Annotated in this window: 13 protein-coding genes; 4 read left to right on the top strand and 9 right to left on the bottom strand. The window is 63.8% G+C overall.

Translation table 11 applies throughout. The features are described 5' to 3' along the window. The first annotated feature begins 51 nt into the window (after window positions 1–51). On the top strand, window positions 52–750 hold the full coding sequence (gene mnmD / locus VWY75_RS07220; RefSeq protein ID WP_416537399.1) for a tRNA (5-methylaminomethyl-2-thiouridine)(34)-methyltransferase MnmD: 699 nt from the start codon (window positions 52–54) through the stop codon (window positions 748–750). Continuing rightward, window positions 747–1,664 (top strand): DMT family transporter, encoded by a 918-nt coding sequence (locus VWY75_RS07215; protein ID WP_260093550.1) that lies wholly within the window; start codon window positions 747–749, stop codon window positions 1,662–1,664. The genes mnmD and VWY75_RS07215 overlap by 4 nt, the downstream gene beginning before the upstream one ends. Here VWY75_RS07215 and VWY75_RS07210 read toward each other — a convergent pair. After that, window positions 1,638–3,596 (bottom strand): lytic transglycosylase domain-containing protein, encoded by a 1,959-nt coding sequence (locus VWY75_RS07210; RefSeq protein ID WP_416537398.1) that lies wholly within the window; start codon window positions 3,594–3,596, stop codon window positions 1,638–1,640. The two genes, VWY75_RS07215 and VWY75_RS07210, sit on opposite strands and share 27 nt — an antisense overlap. A gap of 139 nt (window positions 3,597–3,735) precedes the next feature. Between VWY75_RS07210 and dapA the strand changes: the two genes are divergently transcribed. Next, window positions 3,736–4,608, top strand: coding sequence for a 4-hydroxy-tetrahydrodipicolinate synthase (gene dapA / locus VWY75_RS07205; protein ID WP_416537397.1), 873 nt, complete (start codon window positions 3,736–3,738; stop codon window positions 4,606–4,608). Window positions 4,609–4,983: 375 nt separating this feature from the next. On the opposite strand, the gene sigJ is transcribed toward dapA, so the two are convergent. From sigJ to VWY75_RS07175, 6 genes are all read right to left on the bottom strand, one after another. After that, window positions 4,984–5,853, bottom strand: a complete 870-nt coding sequence (gene sigJ / locus VWY75_RS07200) for an RNA polymerase sigma factor SigJ (protein ID WP_416537396.1) — start codon at window positions 5,851–5,853, stop codon at window positions 4,984–4,986. An 8-nt stretch (window positions 5,854–5,861) separates the two neighbouring features. After that, complete coding sequence (locus VWY75_RS07195; RefSeq protein ID WP_416537395.1) at window positions 5,862–6,335, bottom strand: carboxymuconolactone decarboxylase family protein; 474 nt, start codon at window positions 6,333–6,335, stop codon at window positions 5,862–5,864. A 147-nt stretch (window positions 6,336–6,482) separates the two neighbouring features. Further along, window positions 6,483–7,370 carry a dimethyl sulfoxide reductase anchor subunit family protein gene (locus tag VWY75_RS07190; RefSeq protein ID WP_416537394.1) on the bottom strand — a complete coding sequence of 296 codons (888 nt, stop codon included), beginning with the start codon at window positions 7,368–7,370 and terminating at the stop codon, window positions 6,483–6,485. Continuing rightward, complete coding sequence (locus tag VWY75_RS07185) at window positions 7,370–8,164, bottom strand: 4Fe-4S dicluster domain-containing protein (RefSeq protein WP_416537393.1); 795 nt, start codon at window positions 8,162–8,164, stop codon at window positions 7,370–7,372. Before VWY75_RS07185 ends, VWY75_RS07190 begins: the two co-directional genes overlap by 1 nt. Before the next feature lie 79 nt (window positions 8,165–8,243). Beyond that, window positions 8,244–11,084 carry a molybdopterin oxidoreductase family protein gene (locus tag VWY75_RS07180; protein ID WP_416537392.1) on the bottom strand — a complete coding sequence of 947 codons (2,841 nt, stop codon included), beginning with the start codon at window positions 11,082–11,084 and terminating at the stop codon, window positions 8,244–8,246. Window positions 11,085–11,160: 76 nt separating this feature from the next. Next, a complete protein-coding gene (locus tag VWY75_RS07175) occupies window positions 11,161–12,294 on the bottom strand; it encodes a citrate synthase (protein WP_416537391.1) in 1,134 nt (377 codons plus the stop codon). A 32-nt stretch (window positions 12,295–12,326) separates the two neighbouring features. Between VWY75_RS07175 and VWY75_RS07170 the strand changes: the two genes are divergently transcribed. After that, window positions 12,327–13,178 carry a phosphate acyltransferase gene (locus VWY75_RS07170; RefSeq protein WP_416537390.1) on the top strand — a complete coding sequence of 284 codons (852 nt, stop codon included), beginning with the start codon at window positions 12,327–12,329 and terminating at the stop codon, window positions 13,176–13,178. A 37-nt stretch (window positions 13,179–13,215) separates the two neighbouring features. On the opposite strand, the gene VWY75_RS07165 is transcribed toward VWY75_RS07170, so the two are convergent. Together VWY75_RS07165 and VWY75_RS07160 are read right to left on the bottom strand one after the other, a co-directional pair. Then, window positions 13,216–14,376, bottom strand: coding sequence for an acetate/propionate family kinase (locus VWY75_RS07165; protein WP_340546825.1), 1,161 nt, complete (start codon window positions 14,374–14,376; stop codon window positions 13,216–13,218). Further along, the gene (locus tag VWY75_RS07160) at window positions 14,373–15,119 is read right to left on the bottom strand and encodes a TSUP family transporter (RefSeq protein ID WP_416535248.1); all 747 of its coding nucleotides are present in this window, start codon (window positions 15,117–15,119) and stop codon (window positions 14,373–14,375) included. The genes VWY75_RS07165 and VWY75_RS07160 overlap by 4 nt, the downstream gene beginning before the upstream one ends. Window positions 15,120–15,121: the final 2 nt, after the last annotated feature.

Here is a 15,121-nt window from a genome sequence, read left to right as displayed (position 1 = left end):
ACCCTTTCGCCAGTGTCGCGTCGTTCACCACATCACTTAGGGGATTATCGCATGGCAGACCAGCAGGCCCGGCTCAGCTGGCGGGATGGCAGCATTCCGGTGTCGGATCAGTTCGACGATCCCTATTTCTCCATCCATGATGGGCTGGCCGAGACGGAGCATGTGTTTCTGGGCGGCAATGATCTTTCTGATCGCTTTGCCGCTGCGGCGGAGGCGGGTGCGGATTTCCATATTGCCGAACTCGGCTTTGGCACTGGGTTGAACCTGCTGGCCGCCTGGCGGGCCTGGGAGACGGCGCAGGCTGAACATGACACCGCAGCGGTGCTGCATTTCACCAGTTTCGAGGCCTTCCCCATGGCCACGGACGATATGGCCCGTGCGCTTCAGGCCTTTCCCGAGGTGGCGCCCTGGGCCGAACGGTTTCTGGCGGTCTGGGGCGGGCCGGGCCTCTGCGATCTCGGCAACCTGCGTGTCACTGTCCTCACCGGCGACGCCCGCGTGTCGCTGCCGGAGTGGACAGGCAAGGCGGATGCCTGGTTCTTGGACGGGTTCTCCCCGGCAAAGAACCCGGAGCTGTGGCAGGACGACCTGCTGGAAGAGGTTGCCCGTCACACGGCGGCAGGCGGCACGGCGGCGACCTACACGGCGGCGGGATTTGTCCGCCGCGGGCTGGAGGCTGCCGGATTTGACGTAACACGCACGCCCGGTTTCGGGCGCAAGCGGCATATGACAAAGGCAATATTGCGATGACCATGCGCCCCGACGCCAAGATGCTGGAGCCTCATCCGCCCCGGATCATCCAGCAGAACAACGTCACCGCCGGCGTGCTTCTGATGATTGCGGCAACCATTGTGTTTGCCTTGCAGGATGGCATCTCGCGGCATCTGGCGGGACAGTACAACACCTTCATGGTGATCATGGTGCGTTACTGGTTCTTTGCGCTGTTTGTGATTGCACTTGCGGCGCGCGCGCCGGGAGGTATTCGCGCCACGGCCCGCACCGATCAGCTGGGGTTGCAGGTCTTTCGCGGCGTGCTGCTGGTGGCGGAAATCTGCGTGGCTGTCTATGCCTTTACCGTGCTTGGGCTGGTCGAAAGCGTGGCGGTGTTTATCTGCTATCCGCTGCTGGTGGCGGCCCTGAGCGGGCCGGTGCTGGGCGAGAAGGTCGGCTGGCGGCGCTGGGCGGCGATCTCGGTGGGGCTGATTGGTGTGCTGATCATCCTGCAACCGGGCGTCGGTGTCTTTGATCCGCTGGCGATCATCCCGTTTGTTTCGGCGCTGATGTTTGCGCTTTATGGTCTGATCACCCGCTATGCAGCGCGGCGCGACAGCACGGCGACCAGTTTCTTCTGGACCGGGGTTGCGGGCATGGTGGCGATGACCCTTGTCGGCATCTGGTACTGGGAGCCGATGAGCCAGGGCGACTGGATGTGGATGGCCGTCCTGTGCCTCACGGGTGTGACCGGGCATTGGCTGCTGATCAAATGCTATGAGATGGCCGAGGCCAGCGCGGTGCAGCCCTTTGCCTATTTCCACCTGATCTGGGCCGCGGCACTTGGGGTGGTTGTCTTTGGCGAGGTGATCCGCACCAATGTCGCCATCGGTGCGTCCATTATCGTGGCGGCCGGCCTGTTCACCCTATGGCGCGAACGCGTCAAGAGTTGATCCGGCCAGTTCCTTGGAGAACGGCACCGGCAGCGGCGGTTTGCCAAGGCGCGCGCGATAGATCGGCAGGCTCTCGGTGACGCGCATCACGTAGTTGCGCGTCTCGTTGAAGGGGATGTGTTCGATCCAGTCGACAATCCCCGGCGTGCCATCGCGCGGATCGCCGTAGCGGTCCATCCAGGCCTTTGGGCGATGGGGGCCGGCGTTGTAGCCTGCGGCCATCATCACCACATTGCCGTTAAAATCACCCGCCAGATCGGCCAGATAATTGCTCCCCAGAAGCGCGTTATAGGACCAGTCGGAGATCAGCCGCCCGGTGGTGTGATCGGCCAGAAGACCCATGTTCGAGGCCACCAGCTTGGCGGTGGCGGGCATCACCTGCATCAATCCGCGCGCGCCGGCATGGCTGATCACGATGGGGTCGAATTCGCTCTCGCGGCGGGCAATGGCAAGGGTCATCTCCCGCGCCATTGGCAGATCTTTCTCGGCCACGGGATGCAGCGGAAAATAGGCCGCTTCCAGCTCTTCGCCGGTCTGCGCGGCGCGTTTGGCGATCATCACTGCCAGATGCGGTTCGTTCATGGCCACCGCCATCTCGCCCAGCTGCCGCGCCTCGACCGGGCCCAGCCCCTCAACCAGATGGGTGAGGAAGCGTTCCGCCAGGGCCAGATCGCCAGCCTGCAACAGCAGCAGGCCGGCCTCTGCGACGGTGGAGTTCAAAAAGCTGGCCGCGCGCCAGTCGGGCAGCTGCGGCGGGGTGATCAGATCGGGATCAAAGGGGCGGCCCAGAACCTCTGCCGCCAGCAACCCGTAGAAAGACGTCTGATAATCTGCCGCCTTGGCATAGGCGGCATGGGCTTTTTCGATATCGCCATGAGCGCCATAGGCCTGACCCAGCCAATAGCCGCCGCGTCCGATTGAGATCGGGCTTTCGACCGAAGCGAGGAAGCGTTCGAAGTGATAGGCGGCCAGCTCGGGGTCGTTGAGCTTGCGCAGGGCGATATAGCCGGCCAGCCATTCGCAATCGGAATAACCATAGCCTGCATCCGCCGTGGCAAAGTGATGGGCGGCCAGCTGATAGGCGCGTTCGTGGTTGCCGTCGCGCATGTCCTGCCGCGCCAGATCCCGGCGGCGGCGCAGCCATTTTTCGGGCTGTCCCAGTTTCTTGGCCGAGGTGCTGCGGTCCATCATCAGGCTGATGGCATCCTCCTGCCGCCGCTTGCGGTCGCGCCAGGCAAAGCGGTCATAGGCGAGACCCGCGTCATCCTTCAGCGCGTCGGGGACGGCGGCGATTTTGCCGTCAACGCCCGGCTCGGCGTCTTGAAGGGCGAGGCGCGCCTCCGCCAGCCTGCGCTGATCGGCGCTGACCAGGGACAGCATCTGCCGCGCGCTGACCTTGTGATTGTCCCACAACATCTGGTCGAGCCGGGCCGCGTGATGCGCTGAGAGCAGCTTGGCGTGGTCTTTCAGATAGTTGTCCTGGATCACCGACCCCATCGGCATTGTACGCCAGGCCAGCACCAGCTCGGCCTCGCCTTCGCCCTTTTGCCCGGCCCCGATCAGCGCACGCCCATAGCTCAGCGCGCCCTCGGCGGTCTGCGGGCGATGGTCGCGGTAATAGGCCAGAATGGTGTCGCGGCTGGCTTCGGCGATCTGCGGCTCGTGCTTGCGCCGCAGAAGGTCCAGCCCCGGCCAGTCGGCACGCCGCGCCAGAAAGGCCACAACATCAGAGACCGACCCCATGCCCTCCCGCAGGCGGTGCCATTCGATGACGTCGCGGGCCACGGTGGTTTCGCGCCCGGCACTGCGCCCCGCCTCGCTCCATTTTTCCGAGCGCATCAGCTCCAGCGCGCGACCAAGGTCGACCGCCATGGCAGGTTGGCCGCTCAGGCTGGCGGAAATGAGGGCAATGAGGGCCAGAATGCGTGTCATCTCTTGCATTTTCCAACGTTCCGGGGATAGAGCCAATGACGATAATCCGTGACCTGCCGGTATCAACTCAAATCCCCGGCATGTCCATCACCCAAGGCGGCGCAATCGCGCCTGCACGAATAGCAAAGGGAGCGTGCCCATGTTCAAAGGCTCTATGCCAGCCCTCGTCACCCCGTTTTCCAACGGCGAGCTGGATCTGGATACGCTCAAACGCTTGGTCGAATGGCACATTGACCAGGGCTCAACTGCGCTGGTCCCGGTCGGGACCACCGGTGAAAGCCCGACGCTGACCCATGAAGAGCATGAAACCGTGATTGCCGAGGTGGTGAAAACCGCCGCTGGCCGGGTGCCGGTGATTGCCGGTGCGGGCTCCAACAACACGGTCGAGGGCAAGCGGTTTGTGCAGTTTGCAGCCGAGGTCGGTGCCGATGCCGCGCTGGTGGTGACGCCCTATTATAACAAGCCGACTCAGCGCGGGTTGATTGCGCATTTCACCGAGCTGCATGACTGCGCCGATATTCCGATCGTGATCTACAATATCCCCGGTCGCTCGGTTGTCGATATGACCCCCGCCACCATGGGCGAACTGGCCAAGCTGGAGCGCATCATCGGCGTGAAGGATGCAACCGGCGATATCGCCCGTGTGTCGCAGCAGCGCGCCTCCTGTGGTGCGGATTTTGTGCAGCTGTCCGGCGAGGATGCCTCGGCGCTGGGGTTCAACGCCCATGGCGGCGTCGGCTGCATCTCGGTGACGGCCAATGTGGCGCCGAAGCTCTGCGCGGAATTCCAGGCGGCGACGCTGGCGGGTGATTACGCATTGGCGCTGGAGTATCAGGACAAACTGATGCCGCTGCATGAGGCGATTTTCATTGAGCCGGGTCTGGTCGGGGCGAAATACGGCCTGTCGAAACTGGGTCTGTGCAGCGAGGAGATCCGCCTGCCGCTGACCGGTCTGACCGACAGCACCAAGGCCGCGATTGATGCCGCGATGGTACACGCGGGCCTGCTGTAAGCGTAGAACACCGACCATAGACATGGTTCTTCGGACCGGGACGCTGCTGCGTTCCGGTCTGTTTCGTTTGGGCTGTCTTCTGTCTCTAACTGGCGGTTCAGGGTCACATCCCCAGCGCCAGATCCGTCGAGAATAAAAAGGCGGCGCCGCCCCGAGGAAGGATCCCGGGAAAGGCTGGAAGCTGCGGGGCGCGTCACTGCCCCGGTGCTAAACTGTTTTGCACGGACCCCGGCGGCATCACTGCCAACAGGGTCGGTTTCCATGGTGTCCGGGGTCGTAAATCCCGGAGCAGATCGCGATCCCCAGCAGGTTAGCCAATCGGCGTGCAGGCCCCGTAAACGCTGCGCGCGTCGCCGGGCAACGGGGGGCTGCCCATCACGGCAGAGCCGCCGCCAGATGCCGGGTCTTGTCCGGGTTGCGGGTGACATAGATGCGGGCAATCCGGCCGTCGCGGATATCCAGAGAGGTGGCTTGCAGGATGCCGTCCTCGGCTCGGGTCAGCATCGCAGGCAACCCGTTCAGCTGGCACAACCGCCATTGTTCGGGGGCCGGCTGATTGCTCTTGCGGGCAAGCCCCGCCAGCAGCCGCAGCACCTTGTCGCGCCCGTAGATCGGGTTGAGCGCCGCAGTCGCCTTGCCACCGCCATCGGAAATCAGCTGCACATCTTCGGTCAGCAGCCGGGTCAGGGCGGCGGTGTCACCGGTCTTGGAGGCGCGAAAGAACGCCTCGGTCAGCGCGCGCCCTTCATCCGGGTTGCCGGGGCGCTGGGGGCGCAGCGCCTGCACCTTGCGGCGGGCGCGGGTGGCGAGCTGGCGGCAGGCCTCGGGCGAGCGGTTCAGGGCGGCGGCCACATCCCCGTAAGAGCTGTCGAAGATATCATGCAGCAGAAAGGCCGCGCGTTCGAGCGGCGACAGCGCGTCCAGCGCCAGGAGCAGCGCAACCGAGACGTCATGGTCCAGCTGCTCTGTGGCGTCATCGGTGAGCACCGGTTCCGGCAGCCATTCACCGGGGTAGGTCTCGCGCCGTTTGCGGGCCGATTTCAGCTGATCAAGGCACAGCCGCGTGGTGATCCGCATCAGATAGCCGGTGGTATCCAGAATCTCGCCCTGGGGTGCGGATTGCCAGCGCAGATAGGCATCCTGCAAGACGTCCTCGGCGTCCGTCACACTGCCGAGCATCCTATAGGCGGCCGCAAACAATCGCGGCCGCGCGGTCAGGAACGCGTCGGTTCCGGTGTCTTTCATCGGTGCTGTCACGCGGCGTTGGCCCCTGTGGTCTGGTCCTCGCTCACAGGGTGGGCGCTGCGAAAGCCGATTGCAATGCGGTTCCAGCTGTTGATGGCGCCAATCAGCAGGGTCAGCATCACCTGTTCGCGCGGCTCAAACAGGTCTGCCATGGCGTCATAATCGGCATCCGGTGCGGCGGTGGCCTCCACCCGCGTCAGTGCCTCGCACCACGCCAGGGCGGCGCGTTCGCGGGGCGTGTAGAGCGGCGATTCACGCCAGGCGTTCAGCAGATGCATCCGATCCTCGCTCTCGCCGTGGGCGCGCATCTCATGGGTGTGCATATGGATGCAGAAGGCGCAGCCGTTGATCTGCGAGGCGCGCAGTTTCACCAGCTCCACCACGCTGTATTCCAGCGTGCTGTTCTTGAACAGATTCTCCTGCTCCAGCATCGGTTTGAAGAGATCACCGGCGACGGAGAAATAATCGAGACGTTGGGTCATGGGTTTGGTCCTTTCTGATGGGTTCAGAAACAGGACGAGGCAGCGGGCGGGTTTGTGACATGACCGGCGCGATTTTTTGAAAAAAGGATGCGCATTCAATGAAAAAGGGCGCCGCTGGGGCGCCCTGATTGTGGTCTTTGGTGGTGATCAGCGTTTGCCGTAATAAAGCCCGACCACATGTTCGGCCTGGGCAAAGAACAGCCAGCGCGACACGGCAATACCGGCGATATGCAGCAGCACGGCGACGCCTGCGAGCAGGTGTTTGAGCATCAGACCCTCAACTGGCAGGATCAGGCAGACCAAGGGCAGCGCAAAGCCAAGGGCAAAGGCAATGACGCGCAGTTTCTGCGCGTGTTTGCGCCCGACCACATGCACGAATTCGCGCAGCAGATAATTGGAGCCGGTATGGGGCGGCTCAAACGCGCGGACCGTGCCGCGATCGCCAAGGCCGGTGGCGGTGCCCATATTGGTGCCGGAGCTGGCAAAGGCCTGATCGCCCTTGGCCCAATAGGCCAGCTGCACCGAGCCTGCGATGGCCAGAAGCCAGGGCGCCAGCGCCTCGGCCCCAGCCAGCAGCGATCCGCCCGCAAGGCTGAAGGACAGGAACATCACCGGCGTCAGGGACATGTTCCAGCGCGGGATGGTCTTCAGCTGGGTGTAGATCATCGAGGTGGTAAAGACCGTTGCCAGCGACAGCGCCGCACCGAGCCAGCCAAGCGCCCACCAATGGGTGTCCAGAAACACCGCGCCAAAGGCAAAAAGCCCCATCACGATGAGGGCTGCAACCGCGCAGATGCCCTCACGGCTGAGCCAGCTGGTTTTCCACTGGGTGAAGGCGCGCCAGGCCCGTTCCGGTCGGCCGAGGTGAAACGTCGAAGCCAGAAGCCCGCCCACCGCAAAGCCAAAGGCGATGGCATAGAACACAAAGGCAACCCAGCCGGTGACCTCGGGCTTGCCGAGGCCAAGGAAGGCCAGAAGGCCAAAGCCCAGACCGGAGAGGGTGGTGAAGATGATAACGGATGGTGCCGGATGCATCAGCTTGCCCCCCCTGAAGTCTGTCCCGGAAGCTTATCAAGCGCCTTGTCCAGCCAGCCAAGGAAGCCTTTGGGATCTTCGGCGACGGGGGCCAGCAGCGGGGCGAGGATGTCGATCTGGTCCTCGATCTGGTCCTTGGGGCGGGGCGGCAGGTATTTGTTCACCGGTTTGGTGCCCATTTCCGGCATCAGATCCATGCCGCCGCGTGCGGCCACCAGTTTGGAGACATCGCTGTCGGGATCCCCCAGATCGCCAAAATGGCGCGCGCCTGCCGGACAGGTGCGCACGCAGGAGGGCACACGGTCCACCTCCGGCAGGTTCTCATTGTAGATCCGGTCGACGCAGAGGGTGCATTTCTTCATCACCCCTTCGGCCAGATCCAACTCGCGCGCGCCATAGGGGCAGGACCAGGCACATAGGCCACAGCCGATGCAATTGTCCTCGTTCACCAGCACGATACCGTCTTCCACCCGCTTGTAGCTGGCGCCGGTGGGGCAGACGGTGACGCAGGGGGCGTCCTCGCAGTGCAGGCAGGATTTCGGGAAATGCACCAGCTGGGCTGCTGGGTTGGGCTGGCTGGCACAGGGGGAGGGCTGCACCTCATAGGAATGCACACGGTTAAGGAAGGTGCCGGAGGGATCAGCGCCATAGGCGTTCTGATCGCTGAGCGGCGCGCCATAGTTTTCGGTGTTCCAGCCCTTGCAGGAGATCACACAGGCATGGCAGCCGACGCAGGTATCAAGGTCAATGACCAGACCCATCTTGCGGTCGGTCCTGGTGGGAAGCTCGGTCATTGCATACCCTCAGTACAAGTTGCGGAACCAAGAAGACGGGTATTTTCTTGGCAATTTTCCTCGAAGAAAATTGGGTCGATCATTTGCCCACCTTCCATGTGAGGTCTTTGGGGCCGGTGCCCACCGGCGAGGCCTGCGCCGGGATGGCGGGTTGGCTTTCGCTCAGATCGTCCGGCGCGGCGGCTTTCTCGATCTTCACCTTGAGGTCGAACCATGCGGCCTGACCGGTGATCGGGTCGGAGTTGGCCCAGCGGAGGCCGTCGCCCTTGGGCGGCAGCAGCTCGTGGATCAGATGGTTCAGCAGGAAGCCCTTGGTGGCTTCGGGGGCGTTTTCCTCCAGCGCCCAGGCACCCTTGCGCTTGCCGATGGCGTTCCAGGTCCAGACGGTGTTTTCATTGAGCGCGGCCATCTCCATCACCGGAACAGTGATTTCGCCATGGGGGGAGGTGACCTTGGCCCAGTCGCCATCGCTGAGATTGTTCTGCCGCATCAGTTTGGTCGGCACATAAAGCGGGTTGCGCCCGTGGATCTGGCGCAGCCAGGCGTTCTGCGTGCCCCAGGAGTGATACATCGCCATCGGGCGCTGGGTCAGGGCGTTGACGGTGAAGCCTTCGTTGCCCTGCTGATCGGTCTCGTACCAGATCGGCAGCGGGTCCATGGTCTGGCGAATGCGGTCGCGCAGATGGTCGGGCGGCTGACGTTCGCCGTGGCCTTCGGCAGCCAGCTGGAATTTGCGCAGCGGTTCGACATAGAGCTGGAACAGATAGGGCTGCGGGCTGTCGAACAGACCGAGGTTCACCGCCCAGTCCTGATAGGCCATGTTCCAGGGTTTGAAATAGCTGGCCTCTGCCGGGATATGTTCGACAAAGAAACCGCCGTTTTCGATGTATTTGTTCAGCTGTTCGGGGTTCACCTCGCCCCGGCCAACCTTGTCGCCATTTTCACCGCGAAAGCCAGCCAGCGGACCGATGCCGGGTTTGCGTTCGTGGTTCACGATATAATCGGCATAGTCCTGCCATTTGGCGGTGCCATCCTCATGGGTGAAGCCGGGCAGCTTCATTTTGTTGGCAAGCTGCACCAGCACGGTCTGGAAACCCCGCACATCGCGGTCGGGTTCGACCACAGGCCAGCGGATCGCATCGGCTGCGCCATCGGCTTCGCAGATCGGGCGGTCCAGCAGGGAAATACAGTCGTGGCGCTCCAGATAGGTGGTGTCAGGCAGGATCAGATCGGCATAGGCCACCATCTCAGAGGAATAGGCGTCCGAATAGATGATCCGGGGGATCACATAGTCGCCGTTGTCGTCGGTATCGGTCAGCATCTCCATCACGCCGCGCGTGTTCATCGAGGAGTTCCACGACATATTCGCCATATACATGAACAGCGTGTCGATCTTGTAGGGATCGCCGGCATGGGCGTTGGAGATAACCATATGCATCAGCCCGTGGCTGGACATCGGGTTTTCCCAGGTAAACGCCTTGTCGATGCGCGCCGGGCTGCCGTCGGTTTTCAGCGCCAGATGTTCCGGCCCGTGAACAAAGCCCAGATGCGGACCATCCAGCGGTTTGTTCGGGGTGACGCGGCAATGGGGCGCGGGATGCGCCTCTACCGGTTTGGGGTAGGGTGGTTTGAATCGGAAGCCGCCGGGGGCCTCGACCGTGCCCAGAAGGATCTGCAACACATGCAGGGCGCGGCAGGTCTGGAACCCGTTGGCATGGGCCGAGACACCGCGCATGGAGTGCATGGCAACCGGGCGGCCCTTCATGGTTTTATGGGTTTCGCCGCGGAAATCGGTCCATTCCTGATCCAGCTCGAACGCCTCGTCAAAGGCGACGCGGGCCAGTTCGGCGGCGATGGCACGGATGCGTTTGGCGGGGATGCCGCAGCGCTCGGCCACCGCTTCGGGGGCGTAATCGTCGCTGAGATAGCGCTGGGCCATCAGCTGGAACACCGACACATGGGTGATGCCATCGAGTTCGAACGAGCCGCCCAGATCGGGGCGCACGCCGCGCATGTCAAAGGGCGCCAGCTTGCCGGTGGTGCGATTGATCACCAGCGGCGCGCCGTGATCGTCGCGCAGGAACAGGCCATAGTCGGGGCTGGCGGGATCCTGATTGACCAGCACCGGCGCATTGGTGAACTGGCCGAGGTAGTCGAGGTCGATCTTGCCGGCCTTCATCAGCACATGCACCAGCGACAGGATGAACAGCCCGTCGGTGCCCGGCGTGATGCCGACCCAATCATCCGCCACCGCGTTATAGCCTGAGCGGATCGGGTTTACCCCGATGACCCGCGCGCCGCGCGCCTTGATCTTGCCGATGCCCATCTTGATGGGGTTGCTGTCGTGATCCTCGGCGACGCCGAACAGCAGGAACAGCTTGGTATGGTCCCAGTCGGGCTGGCCGAATTCCCAGAACGCGCCGCCCATGGTGTAGATGCCGGCGGTGGCCATATTGACCGAGCAGAAACCGCCATGGGCTGCATAGTTGCAGGTGCCGAAGTTCTGCGCCCAGAAGCTGGTGAAGCTCTGGGACTGGTCGCGGCCGGTGAAAAACGCCAGCTTTTCGGGGTTATCCTCGCGGATCGGTTCCAGCCAGCCCGCGGCGATGTCCAGCGCCTCGTCCCAGGAGATTTCCTCGAACTTGCCGGAGCCGCGCGGGCCGACGCGTTTCATCGGCGCACGCAGACGCGAGGGCGCGTTGTGCTGCATGATGCCGGCGGAGCCTTTGGCGCAGAGCACGCCCTTGTTCACCGGGTGATCGCGGTTGCCTTCGATATAGGCGACCTTCTTCTGGCCGTCCTCGCCGGTTTTCATGTGGACGTTGATGCCGCAGCGGCAGGCGCACATGTAGCAGGTGGTCTGGCGGATCTCGTCCGACACGGGCGGCGAGGTGTCTAGCTGGGGCTGGGTATGTGCCATGGTGTCCCTGTTTGATGATGCGCCGGGCCTGCATGGGCCGGGCGGCGTTATGTGATATGGCGCGGAGTGCGTGGGATCAGCGCGTATTTATCGGAATATAGGCGCGGGGTTCCGGCCCGTTGTAAAGGGTCAGCGGGCGGATCAGGATATTGCCGCGCTGCTGTTCGATGCACTGGATGATCCAGCCGGGCATCCGCCCGATGGCAAAGATCGGCACGTAGAGATCCATCGCGATACCATGCAATTGGTAGATCACGCCGGAGTAGAAATCGACATTCACGTTGAGACCATGGCGCGCGTAGGGTTGCATCGCCTCGACCACGGCTTGCAGGATTTCATACCATTCGGGCGCGCCCATTTCCGCACCCAGCTGGCGCACGCCGTCGCGCATGTGCCGCGCGCGCGGGTCTTCCTTGCGGTAGACGCGGTGGCCAAATCCGGTGACGGCCTCCTTGGCGGCGCGCTTGGCCTTCACATAGGCGGCGGCTTTGTCGGGGGTGCCGATCTCATGCACCATCTTCATCACGTCTTCGGCAGCGCCGCCATGGGCCGGACCTGCAAGGGTGGAGAGCGCGGTGACAATGCCGCCGTGCAGATTGGTTTCGGTCCCGATGGTGACGCGCGCGGCAAAGCTGGAGGCATTGGCGCCATGTTCGGCGTGCAGGATGAAATCCACATCCGCCAGCCGGGTGGCCTCGGCTGTGGGTTTTTCACCCTTCAGCATCCACAGCCAGTTGCCCGCATGGCTGAGATCCATGTCGGGCGCGACCACTTCGCGGTTATTTCGGATCGCGTCATGGGCGGCGATGATGATCGGCACCTGCGAAATCAGCCGGATGCCGTTGGCAACGAAGGCGTCTTCGCCCACCTGCTGGCTGTCTGGTTCGAGCGCGGCGAGGGCGGAGACGGCAGTGCGCAGCACGTCCATCGGATGGCCATCCTTGGTGGCGCGGATGATATCGAGCACCGCCGGCGGCAGCGCCCGCGCGGATTTCAACGCGGCGTCAAAACCGGCCAGTTCCTCGGCAGTGGGCAGCTCGCCGTGGATCAGCAGGTAGCAGACTTCCTCGAAGGTGGAGTGGGTGGCGAGATCGTGAATCGAATAGCCGCGATAGCTCAGCTCGCCCTTGGCGCCATCAATGTCGGAGACCCCGGAGCGTTCGAAGTAGATCCCCTTGAGGCCCCGGTTGATCTTGACGTCATCGCTCATTGCTGGCTCCTTTCCCCGCAAGGGAGATAAAAATGACTGTACTTGAAAAGGCATATGCGCAGGCCCGCAACCGCAAGGCGCGGGTGGTGTTCCCCGAAATGGACGATCCCAGAGTGGCGGCCGCCGTCGACCAGCTGACCCGCGCGGGGCTGGTGGAGGCGGTGCCTTTGGCGCCGCTGTCTGACGCGCATGTGGAGGTGCTGGTGGCCGCGCGCGGCATGAAAGAGGGGATTGCCAAGCGGATGCTCGCAAAACCCTTGTACCGCGCGGCCGCGATGGTTTCTGCGGGCGAAGCGGATGCGATGGTGGCGGGTGCGGATGTGCCCACGCGCCGGGTGATCGAAGCTGCGAGTATCGGCATCGGGCTGGATGCAGGGGTCAGCACCGCCTCGTCGTTTTTCCTGATGATCTTTCCCGATGGGCGCGAATTGGTGTTTGCCGACTGTGCCGTCAACGTGGCGCCGGATGCCGCGCAACTGGCTGATATTGCACGGGCTTCTGCGCGCTCTGCCGAGGCGCTCTTGGGGGCTGCGCGGGTTGCGATGCTGTCGTTTTCCACCGGCAGTTCGGGCGATGGCGACAGTGTGGCGCTGGTGCGCGCGGCGGCAGAGGCCAGCGGGTTTGCAGGTCCGGTGCAGGCGGATGCGGCGCTGAACCCTGGGATTGCCGAGAAGAAGGGCATCGCCCCGGTTAAGGCCAATGTGCTGATCTTCCCGACGCTGGATGCGGGCAACATCGGATACAAACTCTGCCAGGAATTGGGCGGCGCGCAGGCGCTGGGGCCGTTCTTGCAGGGCTTTGCCAAGCCGGTCTGCGATCTGAGCCGGGGCGCCTCGGTCGAGGATATCGTGGCGGCGACCGTTCTGACGGTGGCGCAGATCTGATCCGGCGCGTGAGATGGCAGGAGGGCGGGGGCGGCGATCATGGCGTCCCCATCAGGGTCTGGGCATCCATGGCGATCTGGCGCTCTTCCTCGGCCTCGACCACCCAGATCGCCACCTTGGAGCTGGCCGCATGCAGGCGCGATTTGCGGGCGTGGTTGGCATCCACATCCATCCGCGCGCCGATCCATTCCAGACCGCGCAGGATGCGGGCGCGCACACCCACCGCGTTTTCGCCGATGCCGCCGGTGAAGGCGATGGCATCAAGCCCCTCCATTGCGGCAATCAGACTGCCCGCATGACGCAGGCTCCAATAGCAAAAATGTTCGATGGCAAAGGCGCTGTCAGCACTGGGGTCGAGCATCAGGTTGCGCATGTCGGATTTGCCACCTGACAGGCCGAGCAGGCCACTTTCGTTGTTGAGGATCGCCTTGGTGCGGTCGAGGCCGTTGTCCTCGACCAGGCGCAGCACCGCATTGGCGTCGATCCCGCCTGACCGCGTGCCCATGGTGAGGCCATCCAGGGGCGAATAGCCCATGGTGGTGGCAACGGACTGGCCATTGCGGATCGCACAGAGCGACGCGCCATTGCCGAGGTGAAACGCCAGCAGGCGCGAGGGCAGTGCGGCGCCGGAAATCTCCGGCAGGCGCCGCACCAGCGAGGCGTAGGACAGACCGTGAAACCCGTAGCGGCGGATGCCCTTGGTCTCTTCCACGCGGGGGATCGCATAGCGCGTTGCGACCTCGGGGTTGGTGGCGTGAAACGAGGTGTCAAAGCTGGCAAACTGCGGCAGATCGGGTGCGGTGGCGGCCATGGTGTCGATCGCGGCAAGGCTGTGGGGGTTATGCAGCGGGGCAAGCGGCGTGCAGTCGGCGATCTCGGCCCGGATATCGGCGGTGATCCGCACCGGCTTGGTCAGCTTGCGCCCGCCATGCACCACCCGGTGGCCCACGGCGGCCAGATCTGCGGGATCAATGCCATGGTCCGGCAGCGCCGCCAGAATGGCCGCCAGCGCCTCGGCATGGGTGGGGAACTGGCTGTCCCGGCTGTCGCCCGCGATGCGCAGGCGCGATTGCGGCGTGCCGATCCCCTCGGCCAGACCGGCGAGCCGCTGAGTGAGGTCGGCGTCGAAGATCGCGAATTTGATCGAAGAGGATCCTGCATTGAGGATCAGGATATCGGCGGCGGATCGGGGGCTCATAGCGCAACCTTCGCGATATTGAGGGCGGCCAGAGCCGCCAGCAGGGTGACGACATAGCGACGAAACAGATGCGGCGCGGCGAGCGCAAAGCCGCGTGAACCGACCCAGACGCCCGCGCCAAGGATCGGAAAGGCAAGGAGAACCCCCCAAAGCGTGTCCGGCCCGGTCAGCCCATGGGCGGACATCACCGGCAGGGCCATCAGGTCGATGCCGGTGAGAAACACGATCATCGTGGCGCGAAACACCGCAGGCGGGATCGGCTGCGCGGTCATGAAGGCTGCGGCGGGCAGACCACCGACACCTGCGCTATTGGCCATGCCGGAGGCCATGCCCACAGCGACATGACCGGTAGTGCCGATGGGCCGCGCGAGGCTCCAGCCACTGAGCAGGAGCAGGCTGAGCGCAAAGATCAGCACCGAGATCACCAGTCGGGCCTGATCCGGGCCAAGGCGCGCCATCACGGCCACGGCGGGCAGGGTGGCAACGGCGGCACCTGCCAAGAGGGCCGCCGATCTGCGCCAGTCGATATGGGGGCGGATGCCGCGCGCCTGAAAGACGGTCATCGCAATCTCGCAGGCAAAGACCACAGGGATCAGCGGCAGCGGGTTGGTGATGAGAGCGGCAAGGATGATGAAGATCGCGGAAAAGCCAAAGCCGGAGTAACCGCGGATAAAGGCCGCCGCAAACAATGCGGCGGCCAGAAAGGCGCCCGCGCCCATTGAGAGATCAAAAGGCAGGGGCATTT

Origin of the sequence: Phaeobacter sp. JH20_08 (assembly GCF_048056635.1) — a bacterium.
GTDB classification, from domain to species: domain Bacteria; phylum Pseudomonadota; class Alphaproteobacteria; order Rhodobacterales; family Rhodobacteraceae; genus Phaeobacter; species Phaeobacter bryozoorum.
The sequence above is the reverse complement of the archived record's forward strand: the minus strand, read 5'-3'. Positions and strand labels throughout refer to the sequence as shown.